At 63.3% G+C, this 17,345-nt stretch carries 13 protein-coding genes; 7 read left to right on the top strand and 6 right to left on the bottom strand.

All coding sequences use genetic code 11. From position 1 onward, the window contains the following. Positions 1–5: 5 nt before the first annotated feature. From RIE53_09295 to ilvD, 6 genes are read right to left on the bottom strand one after another with little or no spacing between them, the layout of a single operon-like run. On the bottom strand, positions 6–1,613 hold the full coding sequence (locus RIE53_09295) for a 2-isopropylmalate synthase (GenBank protein MEQ9104882.1): 1,608 nt from the start codon (positions 1,611–1,613) through the stop codon (positions 6–8). Continuing rightward, the gene (leuB, locus tag RIE53_09290) at positions 1,610–2,614 is read right to left on the bottom strand and encodes a 3-isopropylmalate dehydrogenase (GenBank protein MEQ9104881.1); all 1,005 of its coding nucleotides are present in this window, start codon (positions 2,612–2,614) and stop codon (positions 1,610–1,612) included. The genes RIE53_09295 and leuB overlap by 4 nt, the downstream gene beginning before the upstream one ends. Positions 2,615–2,634: 20 nt before the next feature. Further along, positions 2,635–3,633 (bottom strand): ketol-acid reductoisomerase, encoded by a 999-nt coding sequence (ilvC, locus tag RIE53_09285; GenBank protein ID MEQ9104880.1) that lies wholly within the window; start codon positions 3,631–3,633, stop codon positions 2,635–2,637. Then, the gene (gene ilvN / locus RIE53_09280; GenBank protein ID MEQ9104879.1) at positions 3,630–4,232 is read right to left on the bottom strand and encodes an acetolactate synthase small subunit; all 603 of its coding nucleotides are present in this window, start codon (positions 4,230–4,232) and stop codon (positions 3,630–3,632) included. Before ilvN ends, ilvC begins: the two co-directional genes overlap by 4 nt. Further along, a complete protein-coding gene (gene ilvB / locus RIE53_09275; protein ID MEQ9104878.1) occupies positions 4,229–5,965 on the bottom strand; it encodes a biosynthetic-type acetolactate synthase large subunit in 1,737 nt (578 codons plus the stop codon). The genes ilvN and ilvB overlap by 4 nt, the downstream gene beginning before the upstream one ends. After that, a complete protein-coding gene (gene ilvD, locus RIE53_09270) occupies positions 5,958–7,664 on the bottom strand; it encodes a dihydroxy-acid dehydratase (protein ID MEQ9104877.1) in 1,707 nt (568 codons plus the stop codon). Before ilvD ends, ilvB begins: the two co-directional genes overlap by 8 nt. Before the next feature lie 398 nt (positions 7,665–8,062). Between ilvD and RIE53_09265 the strand changes: the two genes are divergently transcribed. The 7 genes from RIE53_09265 to dnaA all read left to right on the top strand — a co-directional run bounded on the left by RIE53_09265 (position 8,063) and on the right by dnaA (position 17,325). Continuing rightward, positions 8,063–10,408: a hypothetical protein gene (locus tag RIE53_09265; GenBank protein MEQ9104876.1), complete on the top strand. Its 2,346-nt coding sequence runs from the start codon at positions 8,063–8,065 to the stop codon at positions 10,406–10,408. A 30-nt stretch (positions 10,409–10,438) separates the two neighbouring features. Continuing rightward, positions 10,439–11,194 (top strand): nucleotidyl transferase AbiEii/AbiGii toxin family protein, encoded by a 756-nt coding sequence (locus tag RIE53_09260; GenBank protein MEQ9104875.1) that lies wholly within the window; start codon positions 10,439–10,441, stop codon positions 11,192–11,194. 8 nt (positions 11,195–11,202) lie between these two features. Continuing rightward, the gene (locus tag RIE53_09255) at positions 11,203–11,901 is read left to right on the top strand and encodes a hypothetical protein (GenBank protein ID MEQ9104874.1); all 699 of its coding nucleotides are present in this window, start codon (positions 11,203–11,205) and stop codon (positions 11,899–11,901) included. Between the two features lie 36 nt (positions 11,902–11,937). Further along, positions 11,938–13,785 carry an excinuclease ABC subunit UvrC gene (uvrC, locus tag RIE53_09250; protein MEQ9104873.1) on the top strand — a complete coding sequence of 616 codons (1,848 nt, stop codon included), beginning with the start codon at positions 11,938–11,940 and terminating at the stop codon, positions 13,783–13,785. A gap of 606 nt (positions 13,786–14,391) precedes the next feature. Then, the gene (locus tag RIE53_09245) at positions 14,392–15,108 is read left to right on the top strand and encodes a DUF2461 domain-containing protein (GenBank protein ID MEQ9104872.1); all 717 of its coding nucleotides are present in this window, start codon (positions 14,392–14,394) and stop codon (positions 15,106–15,108) included. Between the two features lie 62 nt (positions 15,109–15,170). After that, entirely contained in the window at positions 15,171–15,656 is a 486-nt protein-coding gene (gene bcp, locus RIE53_09240; protein MEQ9104871.1) for a thioredoxin-dependent thiol peroxidase, read from the top strand. Positions 15,657–15,873: 217 nt separating this feature from the next. Then, positions 15,874–17,325: a chromosomal replication initiator protein DnaA gene (gene dnaA / locus RIE53_09235; GenBank protein MEQ9104870.1), complete on the top strand. Its 1,452-nt coding sequence runs from the start codon at positions 15,874–15,876 to the stop codon at positions 17,323–17,325. Positions 17,326–17,345 lie beyond the last annotated feature (20 nt).

Here is a 17,345-nt window from a genome sequence, read left to right as displayed (position 1 = left end):
CACGCCTACGACGGATCGTGGCCATCAAAGGCATTGATGATCCCCGAGTTGACGAAGCGGATGGATTCTTCGTCGGCGCGGTAGGCGGCCATGGAGTTGAGGGCCATGACGTAGGCTTCGGCCGAGGCAATGATGACGTCGGTGGATGAGGCCTTGCCGGTGAAGCACGGGCCGCCCATGGAAATGAGTACCGAGACCTCTCCGAACGCATCGGCCCCCTCGGAAATGGACCGGATATTGTACGATACGAGGTCGTGGGCTTCGTTCACGGCGTGGTCAATGGCGCGGTAGAGCGCATCGATCGGACCATCCCCCGTTGCGGTTTTTTCCTCCGTGCGCTCGGCACGGACGTGTTCAATGCGGACCGTGGCGGAAGGCTGGCGGTCGGTGCCGACCGAGACGGCCAGGTGTTCAAGCTTGTAGTGTGCGGTGGACATGGTGGTGGTATGCTCGTTTACCAGGTTGTAGAGGTCGATGTCGTTGATTTCTTTCTTGCGGTCGGCGAGTTCGACGAACGCATGGTAGATCGTATCGCGCTGGTCGTCCAGGACGCGGACGCCGATTTTTTCAAGGCGGCTGAAGAGCCCGTGGCGGCCTGAATGCCGGCCGAGCCGGATTGATTCCGTGACCTGCCCCACGTCTTCGGCGCGCATGATTTCGTAGGTGTCGCGGTTCTTCAGCATGCCGTCCTGGTGGATGCCGGCTTCGTGCGAGAACGCGTTGCGCCCCACGATGGCCTTGTTGGGCTGCACCGGAAATCCCGAGAAGGTCGATACGAGCTTGCTCATGTCCGTCAGCCCGCGGCTGTCCACGCGGGTCCGCATGCCGAAATGGTCGGCGCGCACGGCGAGCGCCATGGCGATTTCCTCGAGGGCGGCGTTGCCGGCCCGCTCCCCTATGCCGTTGATGGTGCATTCCACCTGGCGGGCCCCGGCCTGCACGCCGGACAGGGAGTTGGCGACGGCCAGGCCCAGGTCGTCGTGGCAATGCGTGGAGACCACGACGCGGGCGGGCACGATGTCGACGACGCTGCGGATGAGCGCGGCATATTCGTCGGGAATGCAGTAGCCGGTGGTATCGGGAATGTTGATGGTAGTGGCGCCGGCCTCGACGACGGCGGCGACCACCTCGTGCAGGAAGCCGACGTCCGTGCGGCCGGCGTCCTCGGCGCTGAATTCCACGTCGGCCGTGTGCTCGCGGGCCTGGCGCACGGCATCGATGGCCATCCGGAGCACGGTCTGGCGCTTGGCGTCCAGGGTGGTGCCGTAGCGCGCATCGGCAAATTTGCTGTGCAGGTGGATGTCGGAGGTCGCAATGAAGGTGTGGATGCGCGAGGTTGCGCGACCGCCGAGCGCCTTCGCCGCCGATGCGATGTCGCCCTCCTTGGCGCGGGCCAGGGCGCAGATGACGGTGTCGTCGGCGACTTCGTTCGCTATCTGGCGCACGGCCTCGAACTGGCCGGGGGACGATACGGGAAAGCCGGCCTCAATGATGTCCACGCCGAGCGCCGAGAGTGCATGTGCGATTTCCAGCTTTTCCGGGAGGTTCATGGCGGCCCCGGGGGCCTGTTCGCCGTCGCGGAGGGTGGTGTCGAAGAGAAGGATCTGATTCATTTCTGCTGCGGGGTTGTGGCCGCGGGTGCGGCGAGGGCGGCCGTAATGGCGGCGGTCATGTCGGCGCACGTGGCGGTGCCGCCCAGGTCAACGGTGCGCGTGCCGGCGTGGATGGCCTGTTGGACGGCGCGGCGGACGGCGTCGGCCTCACCGCCGAGCCCGAGCTCATCCAGGAGCATGGCGCCGCTCAGGATGGCCCCGATGGGGTTGGCGCGGCCGGTGCCCACGAGGTCGGGAGCGCTTCCGTGTACGGGTTCGAAAATGGGCGTATTGGTGCCTGTGCAGGCGGACGGCAGCGTGCCGAGCGATCCGGCGAGCGTCGACGCCAGGTCCGACAGGATGTCCCCGAACAGGTTGCCCGTCACAATGACGTCGAACTGCGCCGGGTTCTGCACGATCTGCATGGCCGCGTTGTCCACGTACATGTGGTCCAGGCGCACGTCCGGGTACAGGCCGCCGATTTCGGTGACCACCTCGCGCCACAGCTGCGACACTTCCAGCACGTTCGCCTTGTCCACGCTCGTCACATGGCTGCGCCGCCGGCGCGCCTGTTCGAACGCCACGTGGGCAATGCGCACGATTTCGTCGCGTTCGTAGACCATGGTGTTGTAGGCCCGGCCCGATTCGTAGGACCGGGGCTGACCGAAGTAGATGCCCCCCGTGAGTTCACGGACGATGAGCAGATCCGCGCCGAACGGCACCGGGCGCAGATTCGCGAACGTCCCGAGCGCACTGCGCAGGGCCAGGAGGCCCGATTCCGGTCGATGCGCCCGCGGCAGCGCATCCCACCGGGGTCCCCCGATGGCACCCAGCAGCACGGCATCGGCCGCGCGGCAGGCTTCGAGGGTTTCCGGGGGAAGGGGTGAACCGCCCCCGTCAATCGCCGCGCCGCCGAACGGATGCTCGGTGAAACGGAATCGGCCGGGCGCGGCGGCTTCCAGGACCTCCCGGGCGGCGCGGGCCACTTCGGGGCCTATGCCGTCGCCAGGGAGGAGGGCCACGTGAATATGAGGATCAGGCATCAGTCCACGGCTACGGATGAGCGGATCCATGACATCATGGAGCGCAGTTTCTTGCCGACGGTCTCGACGGGGTGGTTCATGTGCGCCTCGCGCAGGCCGTTCATGTTGGGCCAGCCCTTTTCGCACTCATCAATCCATTCGCGGGCGAACGCGCCGGACTGGATTTCGGCGAGGATGGCTTTCATCTCCTGCTTGACGGCGGGCGTCACCACGCGCGCGCCGCGGGAGTATCCCCCGTATTCAGCCGTGTCGCTGACGGACCGGTTCATGGCTTCCAGTCCGCCTTCGTAGTACAGGTCCACGATCAATTTCATTTCGTGCAGCACCTCAAAGTACGCCAGTTCTTCGGGATATCCCGCTTCCGTGAGCGTTTCAAACCCGGCCTTGATGAGGCCTTCGGTGCCGCCGCACAGCACGGCCTGCTCGCCGAACAGATCGGTTTCGGTCTCATCCCTGAAGTTGGTCTCGATGACCCCGGCGCGGGTGCCCCCGATGGCATCGGCATACGAGAGCGCCAGGTCCATGGCCTCGCCGCTCGCATCCTGTGCGACGGCCACCAGGCACGGCACGCCGCGGCCCTCCTCGTACGTCCGCCGGACGAGGTGTCCGGGCGACTTGGGCGCCACCATGAACACGTCCACGCCCTCGGGCGGCTCAATCTGGCCGTAGTGGATGTTGAATCCATGGCCAAACGCGAGCGCCTTGCCCGGCGTCATGTGCGGGCGGATGTGGGCCTCATAGACCCGCTTCTGGTGCTGATCCGGAATGAGCAGCATGACCACGTCGGCCTCGGCCGCGGCTTCGTCGATGGTCGCCGTCTCCAGGCCGCGCAGGGCGACTTCGGCGGCCGTCGCACTGCCCGGGCGCAAGCCCACGATGACGCGGACGCCGCTTTCGTGCAGGTTCAGCGCATGGGCGTGGCCCTGGCTGCCGTATCCGATGACGGCAACCGTGCGATTGCGGATGAGGGTGGGGTCGGCTTCGTAGTGCATCTTCATGATTGTGTCTCGAAAACAAGTTGGCGGCGCATGGCGACCCGGCCGCTGCGGGCCACCTCGCGCACATCGTATTCCCGCATCATTCCGATGAAGGCATTGATTTTGGTGGGTGGCCCCGTGACTTCGAAGGTCATGGAGTCCGGGGTGATGTTCACGACGTTGCCGCGGAAGATGTCCACGACGCCCATGAGCGCGGATCGCTCGGCGGGCGTGGCGGCGACCTTCACCAGGCAGAGCTCGCGCTCCACGAAGGCCTCGTCCGTGACATCGTCCACGTGGAGCGTATCCACGAGGTTGTTGAGTTGCTGGAGGACTTGCCCGATGATGCGGTCGTTGCCCGTCGTGACGAGGGTCATCCGCGCGGTCTGACCCTCCGCGATGCCCACGCTCACGCTCTCCAGGCTGAAACCGCGCGCCGAGAACAGGTTGGCCACGCGGTTCAGCGCGCCGATGGTGTTCTCCATGGTCACCACGATGACGTGACGATGCGCGGCGTCGGGTTCGTCCGGGCTCAGCCCTTCGCCGGCGGCCTGTTTGCGGAAGAGTTGTTGGGGGGTGAGCGAGGGGGCCGAGGCCGAAGGATGCGTTGCGGTGGTCATGCGAATTCCTCGGGGTTGAATCGCTGGGTGATCATTTCGTCGGTGGCGGCGCCTGCGGGCACCATGGGGAAGACCATTTCTTCGGTGATGACCTGGAATTCCATGAGCACGGGCCGGTCGGTGACCTCCCAGGCCGCATCGATCGTGGCCGTGACGTCGTCGGGGCGCGTGCAGCGGAGCCCGACGCAGTTGAAGGCCTCGGCCAGCTGCACGAAATCCGGGTTCGTGGGCGCCAGATGCGTGTGGCTGTAGCGCTCGTCGTGGAACAGCTCTTGCCACTGCCGCACCATGCCCAGGTACGAGTTGTTGAGCACCACGATCTTGAGCGGCAGCTTGTGGGCCGCAGCCACGCCCAATTCCTGCATGTTCATGAGGAATCCGCCGTCTCCGTTTATGGAGATGACGGGGACGGCATTTTCAGCTGCGTTCTCGGCGGCCTTCCGGAGCCCGAACGCCGCGCCCATGGCCGCCGGGAGCGAGAAGCCCATGGTCCCGAGCCCCCCGGACGTGATGTGCGAGCGGGGCTCGGCGTACGTGAAATACTGGGCGGACCACATCTGATTCTGCCCCACATCGGTCACCACTACGGCGTGCCCGCCGGTCTTGCGGCGCAGTTCCTGGATGATGTGCTGCGGGCGAAGCGCGCCATCGTGCACGTATTCCAGGGGGCATTCGGCCTTCCACGCCTCGATCTGCGTCAGCCAGTCCGCCCGGTTGCGGAATTCAACCAGCGGCTCGAGCTGCGCCAGCACGTGCCCGACGTCGCCCAGGATGGGGCAGTCGGCCGGGACGTTCTTCGAAATGCAGGCGGGATCCACGTCGATGTGGATGATTTTCGCATGCGGCGCCCAGGCGTCGATCTTGCCCGTCACGCGGTCGTCGAAGCGGGCGCCGACGGCAATGAGCAGGTCGCAGTTCTGGACGGCCTGGTTGGCGTACCACGTGCCGTGCATGCCCAGCATGCCGACGGACAGCGGATCATCCTCGGGAAACGACCCCAGCCCGTGCAGCGTGGTCGTGACCGGGATCTGCGTCTTGCGCGCCAGCCGTGTGAGCGCATCGGTCGCATTCGAGATGATGGTCCCGCCGCCCACGTACAGGAGCGGGCGCTCTGCCTGGCGCATCATCCGGGCCGCCTTCTCCACCTGGCCCTGCTCGCCGCGCGTAATGGTGCTGTAGCCGCGCAGGGAAATCCGCTCGGGCCATTCGAACGGCGCGCGGGCGGCAATCACATCCTTCGGGAGGTCGACCACGACGGGGCCGGGGCGACCGGTCCGCGCAATGTGGTACGCCTTTTTGATGGTGGATGCGAGCTCGCGCACGTCCCGCACCAGGAACGAGTGCTTGGTGATGCTTCGCGTCACGCCGATGATGTCGCATTCCTGGAACGCATCGTTGCCAATGAGCTTCGTGGGCACCTGGCCGGTGAGCACGACGAGCGGGATGGAATCCATGAACGCATCGGCAATGCCGGTGACGGTGTTCGTGGCGCCCGGCCCGGAAGTCACGAGCACCGTGCCCACCTTGCCGGTGGCCTTGGCGTAGCCCTCGGCGGCGTGCGTGCCGCCCTGTTCGTGCCGCACCAGGATGTGCTCGAACTTCGGCTGCAGCCGGTGCATTTCGTCGTAGATCTGGATGACGGCCCCGCCGGGGTGCCCGAAGACGAATTCGACGCCTTCGGCCTCGAGCGAGCGGATAAGGATTTCGGCTCCGGTGACATTTTTTTCAGGCATGGACGGGTTCCGGGGTTGGCAGGGTGAGGACAGCGCCGGTGGATGCGCTCGTGACGAACTGGGCGTAGCGTTGCAGCCAACGGCTGGCAATGCGGGGCGTGAAGGCGGCCTGGCGGGTGCGGCGGGCGGCGAGATCGGCGTCCGATACCAGGAGGTCAATCCGCCGCCGGGGAATGTCAATGCGAATACGGTCCCCGGGCTCGACCAGCCCGATCTCGCCGCTCGAGGCGGCCTCCGGCGAGACGTGACCTATGGACAGCCCGCGCGTGCCGCCCGAAAAGCGGCCGTCGGTGACCATGGCGACCTGCGCGTCGAGCCGGAGGCCCGCCAGTGCAGCCGTGGGCTGGAGCATTTCGGGCATGCCGGGGCCGCCGCGCGGCCCTTCGTAGCGGATGACGACGACGTCGCCCGGCTGCACCGCACCCGAGAGGATGCCGGTCACGGCATCGTGCTGCGACTCGTAGATCCGGGCAGGGCCCTCGAATTCCAGCAGTTCGTCGGGGACGGCGCCGGTCTTGATGACGCATCCTTCGGGCGCCAGGTTGCCGAAGAGCACGGCCAGCCCACCCGTCGGCCGGAAGGCGCGCTCGACCGGCCGGATGACGTCCGGATTGCGGTTTTCAGCCTCAGCCACCGCCCACCGCAACGTGTGGCCGGTGACCGTCGGCCGGTCGGAGTTCAACAGCTGCGCCCGCTCGAGTTCGGCGAGCACGGCAGGAATCCCCCCTGCCGCATCCACGTCTTCCATGTGCACATCGGGGGTCGCCGGGGCGACCTTGCACAGGTAGGGCACACGCGCCGAAATCTCGTTTATCCGCTCCAGGTCGTACGGGATGCCGGCTTCGATGGCCGCCGCCAACAGATGCAGGATGGTGTTCGTCGAGCCGCCCATGGCCATGTCCAGCGCGAACGCATCGTCGAACGCGGCCTGCGTCACGATGTCGCGCGGGCGCAGGTTCGCATCGACAAGACCCACAATGCGGGCGGCCGCCGCACGCGCCAGTTCATGGCGGGCCGGATTGGTGGCCAGGATGGTCCCGTTGCCGGGCAGCGCGAGCCCCAGGGCTTCCATGATGCAGTTCATGGAGTTGGCCGTGAACATACCGGCGCAGGAGCCGCACGTGGGACACGCGAAGCGCTCCAGGTCATCCAGACCCTGATCGTTCACGTCTCCCCGGCTGTACGCGCCGACGCCCTCGAATACCGAGACGAGGTCGATCTTGCGGCCGTCCGGCAGGCGCCCGGCCGTCATGGGCCCGCCGGAGATGAAAATGGTCGGGACATTGGTGCGCAGCGCCCCCATGAGCATGCCCGGGACAATCTTGTCGCAGTTCGGAATGCACACCATGCCGTCCAGGCAGTGGGCTTCGACGACGGTCTCGACGCTGTCGGCAATCAGCTCCCGGGAAGGAAGCGAATACCGCATCCCCATGTGCCCCATGGCAATGCCGTCGTCAACGCCGATGGTGTTGAATTCGAACGGAACGCCCCCGGCGGCGCGAACCGCATCCTTCACGATCTTGCCGAACGCCTGCAGATGCACGTGCCCCGGAATGAGGTCGATGTACGAGTTGCAGATGCCGATGAACGGCTTGTCGAAATCCTCGTCCGACTGGATCTGGCCAGTCGCGCGCAGCAGGCTCCGGTGCGGGGCGCGTTCGTATCCGCGCTTGATGGTGTCGCTTCGTCGGGCGTTCACGGTGGTCAGGGGTTGCAGTCAACCCCCTCACCCATGCATGTTACCCAGAGAAGATTGACCGATGTGCCTACGTAATGACCAGTAGCAGACCCAGGTCTGCGACGGGTACGAGTACGATGGACAGGATGATGGTCAATGCGGGCATGGCGTGGTTGCACGGCGCGTGAATCGCGCTGAATTGCCCAAAGTGTACGGCGCTCAGGCCCCCAAAACAACGAAAACGGACTATGAAAAAACCGGAAGCGCTACCGATAAGTGCATGACACTATTAAGTTTACGGCGTTAACCAACGTATGCAGTCCAGTTGCATACTTGAAAACGATTGCAAGGAGCCGCATACTTCACCCGAACTTCATTTCAGTCAACTCGTCCGCTGAACCTGCCATCCCCCTCACCCATTGTCCGCCAACAAGTCACCCATCGACGTTGAGGAAGCCCTGGACGGACTCAAGGTCCGCCTGAGCCACCCCACCCACCCAACCCATCGACTGGTCGGCATCCTGCTGTTCCTGACCGATGAGTTGGGGCACCTGCCGCAACCCCGGCAGGCCGAATCGTTCATGGATGAGGTGCTGGACCTGCTGGAGCCGGTCGGCGATGCGGTGGACCTGGACGGGGTCCGGCCGGAATTGTTGGAGGCCGCCGCCGATGTGGTGCTGCGGATTTCGAAATCGGCCGATGCGCTGCACTACCTGCGGCCCCTCGCCGGGCAATTCTGCTCCTGGTGCGTGTTCCAGTACGCCCGCGTGGGCGCCACCGACGTGTTGGCCCGGCTCGTGGGATGCGACGCGCCTGCCGCCAGCAGCCTGCAATCAGGGTCAGACGTCGCCGACTTCTTGCGCGTCCATCGCCCCCAGTGTGCTCCCCGTTTCGAAACCATCGCCGCCTTCCACCACGAGCGGTTCGCGAGCAGCGGACGTGCCTCGAGCCTGAACGCAAAGACTGGCAACAGCTCCAACGCCACGTCTACCCGCTGCCGGTTCCCCGTCGTCGCGGACGTTCCCCACGTCGGGGCAGGCGGTCCGCTCTGGCTTGGATACAACCGTACCCTGGCCTGCCGCGTGACCGGTCGCACACCGACCATGGACGAGTTCGACGTGCTGTTCGAGCACGACGGCGATTCCGCCCGGATGCTCTCGGCTCCTCTGAGCGCCGCGCGGGGTCTCCTGAAGGAAACCCACCCGGGATTGTTGTCCGCCACGTACCGGGGCCGGTTCGCCCTGGAGTCCGGCGGAGGCGCCCATTCGGGCGCCTCCGCCGGACTGGCCATGACCCTGCTGGCCTGGTGCGAAATCATCCGGTTCTCGGACGATCGTCGGCAATTCCGGCTGAGCACAGACATTGCATTCACCGGAGTCGTGGACGGTGACGGCCGCGTGTTGCCCGTGGCGGACGACCTGCTGGCGCCGAAGGTGGACGCCGCCTTTTTCTCCGATGTAAGGATCCTCGTGCTCCCCGAGGCCCAGCAGCACCTGGCCCGCGAACGCGTGGAGCACCTCCGCCGGCAATTCCCGAACCGGAAACTGGGGCTGCGGGGCATCCTGCACGCCAGCGATGTGCTGGCCGACCGGCGCATCGTGAAGGAAGTCGTCCGGAGCCGCCCGGCACACGCCGCCCGCCTGTTCTGGCGCAACAAGTCCCTCGTCGTGCTGACCGCGATCGCGCTCGCCGTCGGCGGTGCCTCCATGTGGGTTATCGAAAACCGCGTGGACCCCTACCCCGAGTCATGGCGCTACCAGGACGGCAGCTACATCGTGGAGAACCGCTACGGCGACGAACTCATGCGGTATACGTTGAACTCTACCGAAACATATCTCGGCAGGCATGGACAGAATTACGAAACGGCCGCACTGGTCGACGTTGATGGCGACGGGTTCAGGGAATTCATATGGCACGAGCCGAGGCGCTATTACACAGGATCGACGGCCCACCTTCACATCACGGATGGACGGTCCCTGATCGTCAGGAGCCACGCCATCTTCGATCTGGAACTGCCGTATGACCTGGACCTGTCCATCATCCACGGGCGGATGACACCCGTAGGCTTGATTGCCGCGGATCTGGACCAGAATGGCCGCGTGGAAATCTATTCGTCCGCCTTCCACGAATATTATCCGGCCATCATTGTGAAGACCGATGCGCTGACCGGTGAGGTCCTGGACATCTACCACCACCCGGGTGCCATCCATGCCATGAATATCCACGACGTGGACGGGGATGGGTTCATGGAACTCCTGCTGGGCGGCACCAACAATGCGTTCCGCCAGGCTGTCATCATCGTACTCGATCCGCGCGACATCGGTGGCTTTGGCCCCGGACAGGGTACGTATCAGCCGGGCCCCGGCCCGACCCTCCATGAGAAGGCCTACCTGCGCCTGCCGGTTACCGAAACCGGCAAACTGTTACCAACTGCCTTCCCCTTAACCAATGGCATCCGCCCGATGTCCGAAGACAGTGCCGTCGTTTTCCACTCGCAGGAATCCCTGGTTTCTCAGGAAGGAGGTCGCTCGCTGCCGGGCTCTCTACTCCTCACCCTGGACGAAGAACTGCGCCCCATCTCCGTCGGCACAAACGACAGCTATGACAAGGCCTGGGCGCGGGCCAGGGAACTCGGGCACAACCCCGCCCCGCTGGACAACGCGTTCAAGGTCGGGTACATGCAGGCCATTGAACGCCTGACCCCCGACGGATGGGTGCCCGTTGAACTCAGTCCCCGCTCGAAGGCCTGGAACCTGCCGGAGTAATGATTTCTCTTCGGTCATGGCAGGTTATGCGTGGATCCCCGATGGGTCTATATTGATGTCATGGACATCGAGTATCTGAAAAAGAACATCGACCGGGAGTGGGGTTACCGCCGCGCAGAGGAATTGCGCGTGCAGGACCTCAAGAACCGGACGCAGGAGCAGTGGCTTGAATCGCTGCCGCGTGTGCACCGCAGCATTCTCCATGTCCGCGAACCAAACGGGTATTTGTTCGAAGAGGCGGCCGAATTGCAGCAGGTACTCCAAGCCCATGATATTCAGTTCTGCTTCATTGGAGGCGTTCCGCTCCAGCTGTGGGGTGAAATTCGCCAAACAACCGACATCGACCTGACCATTTTCTGTGAGCTGGGTACGGAGCCGGACATCCTGCCTGTATTGAATGGGTATTTGAATCCCCGTATTGAAGACTCCAGGGATGTATTCCTGCTGGGAAGGATGTATCTGGGGCGGACGCCGAAGGGCACACAGGTGGACATTTCCATCGGATTCACGCCCTACGAACGCCGCATGATGGAACGCGCCGTTGACCATGACTATGGCGTTGGCGTGCCCCTCCATATCTGCTCGGCTGTTGACCTGACCGTCATGAAGACCCTGGCCGGTCGTGGGCAGGACTGGGTCGATATCCAGCGCATCATCCAGCGCTCCGGGGACTCGATGGATTGGGATCTGATCTACCAGGAATTGGCACCACTGCTCGAAATGGCGGGCCGGGACGAAAACCTGCCAAGACTCAAACAGATGGTCGCCGACGAGTATCCATCTTAGTGGCAACAATGGACCAAGCAACCCTCATAGCAGAAATCGAACGGAAGAAGCTTGGCTTCGAGCGTGCGAACGAGGTGCGCAGGAAAGCGCTGAAGGAGCGCACGCATGAAAAGTGGCTGCATGGATTGCACGGCCTGTTCATGGTTCGCGAACCAGGTATATCCCTTTTCGATGATGCGGCTGCCCTGCAGCAGGCGTTGACAGAGGATGGCGTTGCATTCTGTTTCATTGGTGGCGTCGCGCTACAACACTGGGGCGAAGTCCGTCAAACAACCGACCTGGACCTGAACGTCTATTGCGAGTTGGGCCGGGAAACGGACGTCTTGGCTGTCTTGATGAAACACCTGGCCTTCCGAGACGAGGAAGCAAGCAGGGATTTCCAGACCCATCGGGTATTTTTCGGGCGCACTCCGAACAACTACGAAGTGGACATTTTCGTCGGGTATACTCCTTTCGAGAAGCGAATAACGGAACGTTCTGTTAGCCAAAACTATGGTTTGATGGTTCCACTCCGCATCTGCTCGGCTGAAGACCTCGTTATCACGAAGACCGTCGCGGGACGCGGCCAGGATTGGGTAGACATTGATCGAATCATCCAGCGCAGCGGCGAAACCATGAATTGGCCGTTGGTCTTCGAAGAGCTCGAACGGTTGCTGGCACTCTACGGGGAGGAAGACCACCTGCCGCGGCTGAAGGCCATGTTGTAGCGCCGAACCTCAGGGTGGATTGCTCGTTTCCGCTGCATGCACCCCGATCTCGAACAGACGCTTGCCAACCTTCCGACCCGGCCGGGTGTGTACCAGCACAAGGACGTGGACGGCAACGTATTGTACGTGGGCAAGGCCAAGAACCTGCGCGCCCGCGTCAACTCGTACTTCCACGACAGCCGCAACCGGGAGGGCCGCCTGCGCATCCTGGTGTCGAAAATCCACGACGTGGAAGTCATTGTCACGGACACCGAGGTCGAGGCGCTGCTGCTGGAGAACAACCTCATCAAGGATCTCCGCCCGCGCTACAACATCACGCTGCGCGACGACAAGACGTATCCGTACATCTGCATCAAGAACGAGCCCTTCCCGCGGATATTCCCGACGCGCCGGACCATCCGCGACGGATCGAAATACTTCGGCCCGTATACGGACGTCAAGTCCATGCGGATCATGCTCGATACCATCCGCTCCATCTTCCGCCTGCGCACGTGCACGCTGAACCTGGCGCCGGAGCCCATTGCCGCCGGCAAGTACGAGGTCTGCCTGCAGTATCACATCAAAAAGTGCAACGGGCCGTGCGTGGGCCTGGAATCCGCGGAGGAATACGATGTATCCATCCGGCAGATCGAGCAGCTCCTGAACGGGAAGACGAAGTCCCTGATCGGGATGCTGAAGGAGGAGATGCGCTCCGCCGCGGCCGCCATGCAGTTCGAGGAGGCCGCCCGGCTCCGGGATCGGGTCGATGCGCTCGAGAAGTACACGAACCGCCAGAAGGTGATGTCGAACGACTTCGTGGACCGGGACCTGTTCGCGCTGGCCGTGGACCGCGAATCGGGACTCGCTGCAGCCGCCATCCTGCAGATGCGCGAGGGCAAGCTGATTGCCCGCCAGAACAAATACATGAACCGGGTGGGCGACGAAAGCGATGCCGCGCTGCTGCAGACCGTCGTGGAGCACTACTACACGGAGACCACGTTCTTCCCGGAGGAGGTACTGCTGGCCGTGCCGCTTGAAGACCAGGGACCGGTAGAGGCCTACCTGAATGCCCGGCGCCAGGGCAAGGTGCACATGCACGTGCCGCAGCGGGGCGACAAGGCCGGCCTCATCCGCATGGTGACCCGGAACGCCGAGCTGCTCCTGGAGGAGTTCAAACTGCAGCGCCAGCGCGCGAACGAGGGCAAGATCCCGCATACGGTGACGGCGTTGAAGCAGGACCTGCTGCTCCCCCGCCTGCCGCGCCGGATTGAGTGCTTCGACATTTCGCACCTGGGCGGCACGAACGTCGTGGCGTCGTGCGTCGTATTCGTGGACGGCAAACCCCGCAAGAGCGAGTACCGGACGTACAAGGTGCGCTCGGTGGGCGGTGGGCGAAGCGACGACTTCCTGGCCATGAAGGAAGTGGTGGGGCGCCGGTACGGCAAGATGGTAGAGGAGAATGGCCCCTGGCCCGACCTGGTGGTCATTGACGGAGGCAAGGGGCAGCTGTCGAGCTCCGTGCAGGCGCTCGTGGACGTGGAGGCCTACGGGAAATTCCCGGTCGTCGGCCTGGCCAAACGCCTGGAAGAGGTGTTTTTCCCGGGCGATACCGAGAGCCGGTTCATCCCGAAGGCCAGTGCCTCGCTGCAGTTGCTCCAGCGCGTGCGCAACGAAGCCCACCGCTTCGCCGTCACCTTCCAGCGCAAGCAGCGCACCATGACCACGCTGCACACCGAACTCGAGGACATCCAGGGCGTCGGCCCGGCCACGGCCCGCAAACTCATGAAAGCGTTCGGATCGGTGGAGCGCATCCGCAAGGCGGGAGAAGGGACCTTGGCGGAGGTGGTGGGACCGGCCGCCGCCGCGCGCATCATCAATTATTTTGAATCCGGTTCGGCCCGGTGAATCGGATGTGGACACGTGGCGAGGTTCGGCGCAGGAACAGTCTGTGTACGGTGAGGGGCTTCGCACCTTCCCTTCCGTCTGATCTGGCGCGAAAGTACTGTGGCGTGAATACACGCACGCTTCCGGATGCCATTTTTAATGCGTAATGGCGCTTTTTCGAGCAAAACATCTCGGATATTCAGGCGAGCGCGTTAGAAATGTGGCACTTATTCGTGCAAGAATGGCGCGAATATGATGGATTCTGGCGTGTTTTTACCTAAATCTGGCGCCTAACCCTGTATGGGTGGCGCGAAATTCGGGGTGTTTCGGCCGCACGTGTGTGCTGCACAATTCGGCCTTGGAATTTACGCGCCAGGTTCATCGCGAATTGCGCCACTTTCGTGCACTTACACGCCATGTACCCGGGATTTTACGCCAGATTGTAACGGTTGCGGGCCAGTCTCAGCCACCCTGTTCAGTGGCCAATCAGCTGGAACGTGCTTAAATGGCCCATAATTCCATTCTCGTCCTCGTTTCACGCCAATATCAGGCGTGGGGCGCACAAACAGTCCAGGACGTTCATAGGCTGAGCCTTCCACTCGCGAGCCGGATCCTTAACTTGCCGTCATGAACCCGTACATCACGACCGAACTCTTCGATTTTCTGGCCGACCTGGAAGCCCACAACGACCGGGACTGGTTCCAGGCCAACAAGGCGCGGTATGAAGCGGTGTACCGGCAGCCGCTGTTCCGCTTCATTGAGGACATCGGGCCGCTCGTGGCCGGGTTGAGCCCGCATTATCACGCCATTCCGAGCGATTCGGGGGGATCGCTGTTCCGGATTTACCGGGATACGCGCTTCTCGAAGAACAAGACGCCCTACAAGACGTGGGCGGCCATCCGTTTCCGGCACGCCAGCGGGAAGGACGGGGTCGCGCCCGGGTTCTATTTCCACATCCAGCCCGGAAGGAGCATGGTGGGTATGGGATTGTGGCGCGGGGACGGCCCGGCGTTGCGCGCCATCCGGGAAGCCATGGATGCCGATCCGGAGGCATGGCATGCGGCGCGGGATGCGGTGTTCGGGGGCTCAGGCAAAGCGCCGGACAGTGGCGGTGGGGAAACCAACTTCCGCTGGGGCGGCGATTCGCTGGTGCGCGCGCCCAAGGGATACGCTCCGGACCACCCGGAAATCGAGGACCTGAAGCGGAAGGACTTCGTCGCCTTCCGGTCCATGTCCGATGACGAGGTGCTGGCGCCGGACGTCGTGCCGCACGTGGCGCAGCTCATGGAGCGGGGTCGGCCGTTGGTGAAGTGGCTGGCCGAGGCCGTTGACGTGCCGTTCTGAAACCCGGTCCGGTGTGGCCGGTAGCATGGAATCACCCACAGCAAATCCAACCCAATCTACCCATGGCTGACTCCCCCGCCATGCCGGACGTCGGAGACAAGGCACCGGCGTTTTCCGGAACGACCCAGGATGGCAAGACCATCTCCCTCGCCGATTACAAGGGCAAGAAACTGGCCCTCTATTTCTACCCCCGGGACAACACCCCCGGCTGCACGAAACAGGCCTGCAACCTGCGGGACAATTTCGGGAAGCTCAAGAAGCATGACATCCACATCGTGGGGGTGTCGGACGACCCGGTGGCGAGCCATCGGCGGTTCGCTGACAGCTACGAACTGCCCTTCCCGCTGCTGGCCGATGAGGACCGATCCGTGCTGAACATGTACGGTGCATATGGCCAGAAAAACCTGTACGGAAGGGTCTCCATGGGCACCAAGCGGACCACCTTCCTGATCGATGAGGACGGGACGGTCGTAAAAGTGTATAAACGCCCGAAAACCAACGATCACGCTGCGGAGATTCTGAAGGGGTTCGGCGTGGACGAAGAATAATTCACCGTCTGTTGCGTTATTTCGGCATTTTTGCCAACGAAACGCGCTTCTGGGCTCCAGGGCGCGTTTCTGTTTTTATCCACATTGGCCGTGTTGATAACAAGTGGAACGTGTGGAGAAATACCCCCTGTAATCTCCTTGCTCACAGGGGTATTTCAGCCCTACCATAAGTACCCCAGACAGCGAACACACCCACCCGTTTGACGAACTGATATTGATGGAGCGGCCGACTGATATTTTGTGGCAGGACTGCAAGCGTGAACTCCAAGGCGTCATTGCAGCGCGACCGTTCCAGACGTGGCTCGAACCCATCTCCCTGCTCTCGGCCGTGGCCTCCGACAGCGGCATGGACGTCGAACTGGAAGTCCCCAGCGACTTCCATCGGGACTGGATTGAACAGAACTACCTGACCGAATTGCAGCGCGTACTGAACGCGCAGACGGGCGCCCAGGTTGCCGTCCGGTTCTCAACGGCCGACGTGGCCGCGCTGGCCGGCATGGACGACGAACAGGTGGCCCCGTGGACGCGGACCGAAGCGCCATCCGCCCCGGCAAACGGGAGCCGGAATGGAGGTGCGGCGGACACGGGCACCCCCCTCAAGGTCCGTCCTGAATCCATGCCGGGCGCCGCTCCCCGGACGCTCAACGCGAACTACACGTTCGACTCCTTCATCGAGGCCGACTGCAACCGACTGGCTCGCAGCGCGGGAATAGCGGTGGCGCAACAGCCCGGCGAAACGAGCTTCAATCCATTCCTGATCTACGGACGGGTCGGACTGGGCAAGACCCATCTGGCCCACGCCATCGGCAACCAGATTGCCGGCAGCAACCCGCGCACGCAGGTCCTGTACATGACGTCCGAGGCCTTCACGAACTGCTTCGTTCAGGCCATCCAGAACAATACGCTGGGTGAGTTCACCACCACGTTCCGGCAGATTGACGTCCTGATCGTGGATGACATCCAGTTCTTCGGCGGAAAGGAGAAGACGCAGGAGCAGTTCTTCCACCTGTTCAACGACCTGCACCAGCGTGGAAAGCAGATCATCCTGTGCGCGGACCGTTCCCCTGCCGAGATAGCCGGCATCGAAGAGCGCCTGTTGTCCCGCTTCCGCTGGGGCCTGTCGGCCGATGTGCAGCCACCGGACCTGGAAACACGGACGGCCATCCTGCAGAGCCACTGCCAGCGCACCGGCCTGGATCTGGCGCCGGACGTCATCGACTATATTGCCTACAACGTGAAAGACAACATCCGCTTGCTGGAAGGCGCCTTCAACCGGCTCTTCGCCCTCAACCGGATAACGAACCAGGAGCTGGACCTGGCCTTCGTCCAGAATGCACTGCAGGATCTCATTGAGACCCGCGTCCGGAAGACGATTTCCGCCACGCAAATCCGGGACATCGTGGCCGAGTACTACCATCTGGACCCGAATGTCATGATCGGCAAGAGCCGGAAGCGTCCCATTGTGGACGCCCGCCAGGTCGCCATGCACTTCTGCAAGCACATGACCCAACTTTCCCTCGAAGCCATTGGCCGGCACTTCGGTGGGCGCGATCATTCGACCGTCATCCATGCCTGCAAGGCCATCCAGGCCCGCCTGGACACCGATTCCCGTTTCACGAATGAGCTGAAAGATGTAGAACGATTGCTGGCTCAGCGCGTACTGCACTGATCCGTCGTTCCATCCCACCA

The sequence above is a fragment of the Rhodothermales bacterium genome, assembly GCA_040221055.1.
Taxonomy (GTDB): domain Bacteria; phylum Bacteroidota; class Rhodothermia; order Rhodothermales; family UBA10348; genus 1-14-0-65-60-17.
This window is presented reverse-complemented; position numbering and strand designations above follow the sequence as displayed.